The organism is Methyloceanibacter sp. (genome assembly GCF_051306395.1).
GTDB lineage: Bacteria > Pseudomonadota > Alphaproteobacteria > Rhizobiales > Methyloligellaceae > Methyloceanibacter.
In genome coordinates, this window is the sequence record NZ_JBPPND010000198.1 from 1 (window position 1) to 6,755 (window position 6,755).

Here is a 6,755-nt window from a genome sequence, read left to right on the forward strand (position 1 = left end):
GCACAATGGGGGCACAGGGCGGGCCCAGTTGACGCAGGGGTAAATACCTTGTGAAAGCCGTTGGTTAGCGGAATCCGCACGGCGCGGGCGGGCTGGGCAAAACGCCCGGATCGAAGACGAGTGTGGTGCAAAAGCAACGGCCCGCCGGACGCAAATCCGACGGGCCGCAACGTCTCACTCAGCTTCGTGGCTTAGCGGCAGAAGTGTTCGTAGCCGTCATAGCCGACGAAGGTCCCGGAGTTCGGATTGAAGCTCCGGTAGCGCGAATAGCAGTACGTGTACCAGTCCGGCGTCCAGGCCGGCGGCCCGTAGCCGGCGTTCGTGTAGACCGGCCGGGGCGGCGGAGGCGGGGGCACCACATAGACCTCGCGCGGGGTTAGCGCGCTGCCGACGATGGCGCCGACGCCGAAGCCGAGCAGGCCTGCGCCCACGGCATTCCAATTGTCACCGCCACGGCGGCCATAGTAGCCGCCACCGCGGCCGTAATAGTTGTTCTGGACGTAGCGGTTGCCGCTACCTTTCCAGCCATTTCCGTGCCCGCGGCCGGCTTCCGCCGGGACGGACAGTGTCAGGGCCATGACCCCGACAAACGCAGCAATCAGTGCTGTGAAGGTTGTCTTACCCATTGTTCGCGTTCCTTAAGCGCAAGATGCTGGGAGGCGTCTTGCGGAGTGGAGGGTTCCCCCAGGGATAGGGTGAAGCGAGTTTTTGCCCCCGCTTTAAGGCAATTTAGGGCCAATAAGATGAACCGGGCCTGAACGGCGCCCGGCTCTTAAGTTCCTTCCAGCGCATGAAAAAACCGCCGGGCGGGGCCCGGCGGTTCAAAAGGGTCAGATTTTTCGCGCTTGCTTAGGCGAGCTGCACGTTGGCTGCTTGCTTGCCGCGACCGCGACGGTCGTCCTCGATCTCGAAAGAGACTTTGTCGCCCTCGTTTAGGGGCGGAATGCCGGAGCGCTCGAGCGCCGAGGCATGCACGAAGACGTCCTTGCCGCCGTCTTCCGGCTGAATAAAGCCGAAGCCGCGCGTATGGTTGAAGAATTTCACGGTGCCGTTCACACGAGACATGTCAGGGAATCCTTTCCCGTTTCAAAAGTTTCACACAACGGGCCGCCGACCCGCCTCGACAGAGAGGGGCCTTCGACGTCTTGAGATGTCAGGAAAGGGTCGAGCTGTTGCGCCGCTAGTCACTTTGCCGTCGTCCAAGTCCGCGCCCAAAGCCGTGGGCGCCCGGTGGCCAAGAGGATGAGCGATGCCGAACTCCTTGGCAAGTGGGAAGTTCGGGGCCGATCCGGAATCTAAACGCCAGATGAACGACCGCCTCAGACTGGGTTCAGCCGCCAAACCCTAAACCTTCACACAGGTGAGCGCGGAGCACGCGCTTCCGGGGCCGAAGGAAGGGAAGCGGATATGTGGAAAATCGTTGCAGTTCTGGTGCTTACGGCGCTCGCCATGCTCTTCGCGCGCCTCGCCCAAGACACCCCGTTCGCAGGCTTGGAGCTCAGCAGCGCCGCCGCCATCGAAGCCGGTGCCACCACCTCCATCACCCCGCCTTTGATGTATGCCGGGATCCGGGGATAGGGGCCCTTATGGCCACCTGACCAGCGGCGGCAAGGAGGAGAGGATCGCCTCGACATTGCCGCCGGTTTTCAGCCCGAAAATGGTGCCCCGGTCGTAGAGCAGGTTGTATTCCACATAGCGGCCTCGCCTGATGAGCTGCTCCTCGCGGTCTGCGTCCGTCCAGCCGAGCGCGATATTGCGCTTCACGATCTCCGGATAGATTTCGACGAAGCGCTTGCCGACTTCCTGCGTGAAGGCGAAGTCCGCCTCCCAGTCGCTTGAGTCGAGATAGTCGTAGAAGATGCCGCCGATGCCGCGCGGCTCCTTTCGGTGCGCGAGGTAGAAATACTCGTCGCACCAGTCCTTGAAGCGCTGATAGTCGGCGGACGCCTGGCCCTCGCAGGCGGCCTTCATCGCGGCATGGAAATCCTTCGAGTCTTGATCGTCTTGGGTCCGCCTTCGATTGATCACCGGGGTGAGGTCGCCGCCGCCGCCGAACCAGCCCTTCGAGGTCACCACCATGCGGGTGTTCATGTGGCCGGTGGGCGCGTTGGGGTTCGTTGGGTGCGCGATGAACGACATGCCGGAGGCCCAGAAGCGCGGGTCCTCCTCGGCGCCGGGGATCTGCTTGGCGAACTCCTTCGGAAATTCGCCATGGACGGTCGAGGTGTGACAGCCGGCCTTCTCGAAGACGCGGCCGGACATCAAAGACATCACCCCGCCGCCGCCGCCTTCCTCGCGGGTCCAGACTTTCCGGGTAAAGCGGCCGGCCTCCTTGCCCTCGCAGCCGGGCGCTCCCTCTGCTGAGTCTTCGAGTGCCTCGAGGGCCACAAGCATCCGGTCGCGCAAGGTCTCGAACCAGGTTTGCGCGCGGTCCTTGCTCGTCTCGAACGCGTCATTCATTTTCGACTCTTTGACGTCTTCCTGTTGCATTGGCTTACTGTTCTACCGTTCCGCGAGTGGATCCTGTCACAGGGCGTGCCGCCTGGGCATGGCATATGAGGCAGCGTGCCCAAACTTTGATCTCGATCAGGTCCCTTCTGCGCCAATTTGACCATCTTGCGGGCTCTGGACAACCTGGAGAAGCAGTGCCAGAAAAACCGGCACCAATCGTGCCGGTCAACGGCACTACGAGAGGCAATAACAGAAGTTCGGCGCGTCGTTGCCGGCTAAGAGGGCCGAGAGGCTGGGCTGTTGCTCTCTTCGGCTCCTTAAATCGTCAGGAGCTCTTGGCCCGTGGCCAATCCCGATACGTCCACCGACCCTTCCCTTCTTGAAGATGACGATCCGTCGCGCCGCGATGTGATCCTGATCGGCGCCGGCGGCTTCGCCGCGATCGGCGGCGCGGCCATGTTGTGGCCGCTGCTCGATCAGATGAACCCGGACGCCTCGACCTTGTCGCTATCCAGCACCGATGTGGACCTCGCGCCCATCGAGGAGGGCCAGGCCATCACGGTGATGTGGCGCGGCAAGCCTATCTTCATTCGCCACCGCACGGCGAAGGAGGTCGAGGCGGCGACCGGCGTCAAAGTCGACGACCTGATCGATCCGCTGGCGCGCAATGCCAATCTGCCGGACGACGCGCCTGCCACCGACGACAACCGCGCCGCGCCCGAGCGCGAGCCGTGGCTGGTGATGATCGGCATCTGCACCCATCTCGGCTGCATTCCCCAGGGCCAGGCGCCCGGCCAATACAAGGGCGACTATGGCGGCTGGTTCTGTCCGTGCCACGGGTCGCAGTACGACACGGCGGGCCGGGTGCGCGTCGGGCCCGCGCCGGAGAACATGTACATCCCGCCTTACACCTTCACCTCAGACACCAAAATCACGATCGGTTAGGCCGGGACCATGGCGCATCCTTCTACCTACAAGCCATCGACCGGCATCGAGCGATGGTTCGATTCGCGGTTGCCGGTGCCGCGGATGATGCATGACCAGTTCATGGTTTTCCCGACGCCGCGCAACCTGAACTACTGGTGGACCTTCGGCGGCATCCTCTCCTTCATGCTGGCGGTGCAGATCGTCACCGGCATCGTGCTCGCCATGCACTACGTGCCGACGCCCGAGGGCGCGTTCGACTCCGTCGAGAAGATCATGCGCGACGTGAACTGGGGCTGGCTGCTGCGCTACGCGCACGCGGTCGGCGCATCCATGTTTTTCCTCGCGGCCTACGTCCATACGTTTCGCGGGCTTTATTACGGTTCTTACAAAGCGCCGCGCGAGATTTTGTGGATCTTGGGCGTGCTGATCCTGCTGTTGATGATCGCCACCGCCTTCATGGGCTATTCGCTGGTGTGGGGGCAGATGAGCTTCTGGGCGGTGACCGTGATCACCAATCTGTTCTCATCGCTTGATACTCTGATCCCGGGGTTGGGCACCACGCTGGTGCAGTGGATCTGGGGCGGATTCTCGGTCGGCGCGCCGACGTTGAACCGGCTTTTCGCGCTCCACTACCTGTTCCCGTTCATCATCGCGGGCGTGGTTATTCTGCACATTTGGGCGCTGCACATTCCGGGGAACAACAACCCCACGGGCGTCGACGTGAAGACGCCAAAGGACACGGTGCCGTTCCACCCGTACTACACGATCAAGGACGGCTTCGCTCTGGTGATGTTCCTGATCCTGTTCGGTGTGCTTCTGTTCTATGCCCCGAACTTTCTCGGTCATCCGGACAACTATATCGAGGCCAATCCTTTGCAGACGCCGCCGCACATCGTGCCTGAGTGGTACTTCCTGCCGTTCTACGCGATCCTGCGCGCCATTCCGGATAAGCTGTTGGGTGTCATTGGCTTGATCGGCGGTATTGGCGTCCTGTTCTTCGTGCCGTGGCTCGACACGTCGCGCATCCGCTCGACGAGCTACCGGCCGATCTACAAGTGGTTCTTCTGGCTGTTCGTCATCAACTGCCTGGCGCTCGGCTATCTCGGCGCGCAGGCCCCTGAAGGCTGGTATTTGTTCTTCGGGCGACTGTGCACCTTCTACTACTTCGCCTTCTTCCTGATCATCATGCCGATCGTCGGCCTGATCGAGCGGCCCAAAAAGCTGCCCGGCAGTATCACGCAGTCGGTCTTGGGACCCGAGAGCAAACGGCCGGCGGAGACGCCGCCGCCGCGCACGGCCGCGGGCGAGGGGGTGGCGTGATGCGGCACCTTTCGACGTTTGCCGCCGCGCTTCTGGCCGCGCTCGTTGTTCCCGGCGCCGCGTTCGCCGAGGACGCCGGAAACGGTCATGGCCCCGAGATCGAGGCGCAGGAATGGTCCTTTGCGCCGCCCTTCGGCCACTACGATCGGGCGCAGCTCCAGCGCGGCTACCGCGTCTACAAGGACATCTGCGCGAACTGCCATTCGATGCGGCTTTTGTCCTACCGCAATCTCGGCGAGCCGGGTGGACCGGAGTTTTCGGAGAAGGCGGTCGAGGTTCTCGCCTCCCAGGCGCAGATCACCGACGGTCCTGACGACAAGGGCCAGATGTTCCAGCGCCCGGGGCGCCCGTCCGACCGGTTCCGCTCGCCTTACCCGAACGACGCTGCGGCGCGTGCTGCCAACAACGGGGCGTTGCCGCCGGATCTTTCGGTCATGGCCAAGGCGCGCCCCGGCGGGCCCGACTATATCTATGCCCTGCTCACGGGTTATGTACCGCCGCCCGCCGGCTTCGAGATGACCCAGGGCATGCAATACAACAAGGCCTTCCCGGGGCATCAGATCGCCATGCCCAATCCATTAGTGGACGGGGTCATCCCCTACACCGACGGCACCAAGCCCACGGTCGACAATTACGCGAAGGATGTGTCGGCCTTCCTCATGTGGGCGGCGGAGCCCAAGCTCGAGGAACGGTATAAGCTCGGCGCACGGATCATGATCTTCCTGCTCGTGTTCGCGGTGATCATGTATCTTTCCAAGCGTGCCGTGTGGGCACGGCTCCATCGCCGCGACCACGCCGACGCAACTTGAGATCTGCCATGGCGCGGGTGCTCATCTTTTTCCTGATTGCGCTCGTAAGCTTTCGCGCGTTCGCCGCGGACGGCGCGACCACGCCGAAAGATATGGTGGTGCTCACCGTGGGCGGGTTTGTCGGCAAGCCAAATCGCGGCCCGCTCGACGCCAAACAGGACAGTCTGTTGGCCGTGCTGAAGGTCAAGTTCAAGCACGGGTTCGAATTCGACCGCGCCATGCTGGAGGCGCTGCCGCAAGGCACGGTCAAAGCCAAGCCCATCGAGCTGGAGAAAGAGGCCACCTTTACCGGGCCGCTTCTGAGCGAGGTGTTGGGTTTCATCGAGGCGGCAAAGGTGAAAACGACATTCGTTGCGGCGGATGGCTATACCGGCTACCTGCTGCCGGAAGACATCGATGGCTCCGACTACATTCTGGCGCTTGAGGCCGACGGCGTACCGCTTGGGCTCGGCCAGCAAGGGCCGCTCTGGCTTCTCAATACGCGCGCCGAAGGCTTCACGCCGGGCGACGACGGCCGTGGTAGTCATGTTTGGGCCGTGGTCTACATGCATTCGGCGAGTGACCGCCGCCAAGGGGATCTCATGACGAAAGCGGTGCTCGGCATTATCGGCGGCTCCGGGCTTTACGATCTGCCCGGACTGCAAAACGTGCGCGAGGAACATATCGCGAGCCCGTGGGGCGCGCCGTCCGCGGCGGTCCGGATCGGCGATATCGAGGGCCTCCCGATCGTGTTTATGTCGCGCCACGACAAGGGTCATAGGCTGTCGCCGACTGACATCAACTACCGCGCCAATATCGATGTGATGAAGCGCTCCGGCGTGACCGATCTCATTTCGCTGTCGGCATGCGGCTCCTACAAGGAAGAGCTGCCGCCGGGCACATTCGTCATCGTCGATCAGTTCGTGGACCGCACGCATAACCGGGCGACCTCGTTCTTCGGAACAGGCTGCGTTGCCCATGTCTCCATGGCGCATCCGACGGCGCCGCGATTGCGCATGCGCATCGCCGAAGCCGCGGAAGCCGAAAGCATCCGGGTCGCGCGCGACGGCACATATGTGTGCATGGAGGGGCCGCAATTCTCGACGCTCGCCGAAAGCCTGACTTACAAGGGGCTGGGCTACTCGGTCGTCGGCATGACCAATTTGCCGGAGGCCAAGCTCGCCCGCGAGGCGGAGCTTTGCTACGCGACGGTCGCCATGGTCACCGATTTCGACTGCTGGCATCCGGACCATGACGCGGTGACCGTGC

General features: G+C 63.0%; 8 protein-coding genes. 5 read left to right on the top strand and 3 right to left on the bottom strand.

Features of this window, described 5'->3' with window-relative positions:
* Positions 1 to 191: 191 nt before the first annotated feature.
* A complete protein-coding gene (locus ACSLE4_RS10340) occupies positions 192 to 626 on the bottom strand; it encodes a BA14K family protein (protein WP_435904375.1) in 435 nt (144 codons plus the stop codon).
* Between the two features lie 223 nt (positions 627 to 849).
* On the bottom strand, positions 850 to 1,065 hold the full coding sequence (locus ACSLE4_RS10345) for a cold-shock protein (RefSeq protein ID WP_069624118.1): 216 nt from the start codon (positions 1,063 to 1,065) through the stop codon (positions 850 to 852).
* A 342-nt stretch (positions 1,066 to 1,407) separates the two neighbouring features.
* Here ACSLE4_RS10345 and ACSLE4_RS10350 point away from each other — a divergent pair, with 342 nt between their 5' ends.
* Positions 1,408 to 1,578 carry a hypothetical protein gene (locus ACSLE4_RS10350; RefSeq protein WP_435904376.1) on the top strand — a complete coding sequence of 57 codons (171 nt, stop codon included), beginning with the start codon at positions 1,408 to 1,410 and terminating at the stop codon, positions 1,576 to 1,578.
* Between the two features lie 6 nt (positions 1,579 to 1,584).
* Here ACSLE4_RS10350 and hemF read toward each other — a convergent pair whose 3' ends face one another.
* Positions 1,585 to 2,460: an oxygen-dependent coproporphyrinogen oxidase gene (gene hemF / locus ACSLE4_RS10355; RefSeq protein ID WP_435904377.1), complete on the bottom strand. Its 876-nt coding sequence runs from the start codon at positions 2,458 to 2,460 to the stop codon at positions 1,585 to 1,587.
* A gap of 333 nt (positions 2,461 to 2,793) precedes the next feature.
* On the opposite strand from hemF, the gene petA reads away from it, so the two are divergent.
* From petA to ACSLE4_RS10375, 4 genes are all read left to right on the top strand, one after another.
* Positions 2,794 to 3,396 carry a ubiquinol-cytochrome c reductase iron-sulfur subunit gene (petA, locus tag ACSLE4_RS10360; protein WP_435904378.1) on the top strand — a complete coding sequence of 201 codons (603 nt, stop codon included), beginning with the start codon at positions 2,794 to 2,796 and terminating at the stop codon, positions 3,394 to 3,396.
* Between the two features lie 9 nt (positions 3,397 to 3,405).
* Complete coding sequence (locus ACSLE4_RS10365) at positions 3,406 to 4,698, top strand: cytochrome b (RefSeq protein ID WP_435904379.1); 1,293 nt, start codon at positions 3,406 to 3,408, stop codon at positions 4,696 to 4,698.
* Positions 4,698 to 5,507, top strand: a complete 810-nt coding sequence (locus ACSLE4_RS10370; protein ID WP_435904380.1) for a cytochrome c1 — start codon at positions 4,698 to 4,700, stop codon at positions 5,505 to 5,507. Before ACSLE4_RS10365 ends, ACSLE4_RS10370 begins: the two co-directional genes overlap by 1 nt.
* A gap of 581 nt (positions 5,508 to 6,088) precedes the next feature.
* Positions 6,089 to 6,755: phosphorylase family protein (locus ACSLE4_RS10375; protein ID WP_435904381.1), on the top strand; the 667-nt coding region annotated here is incomplete at its 3' end.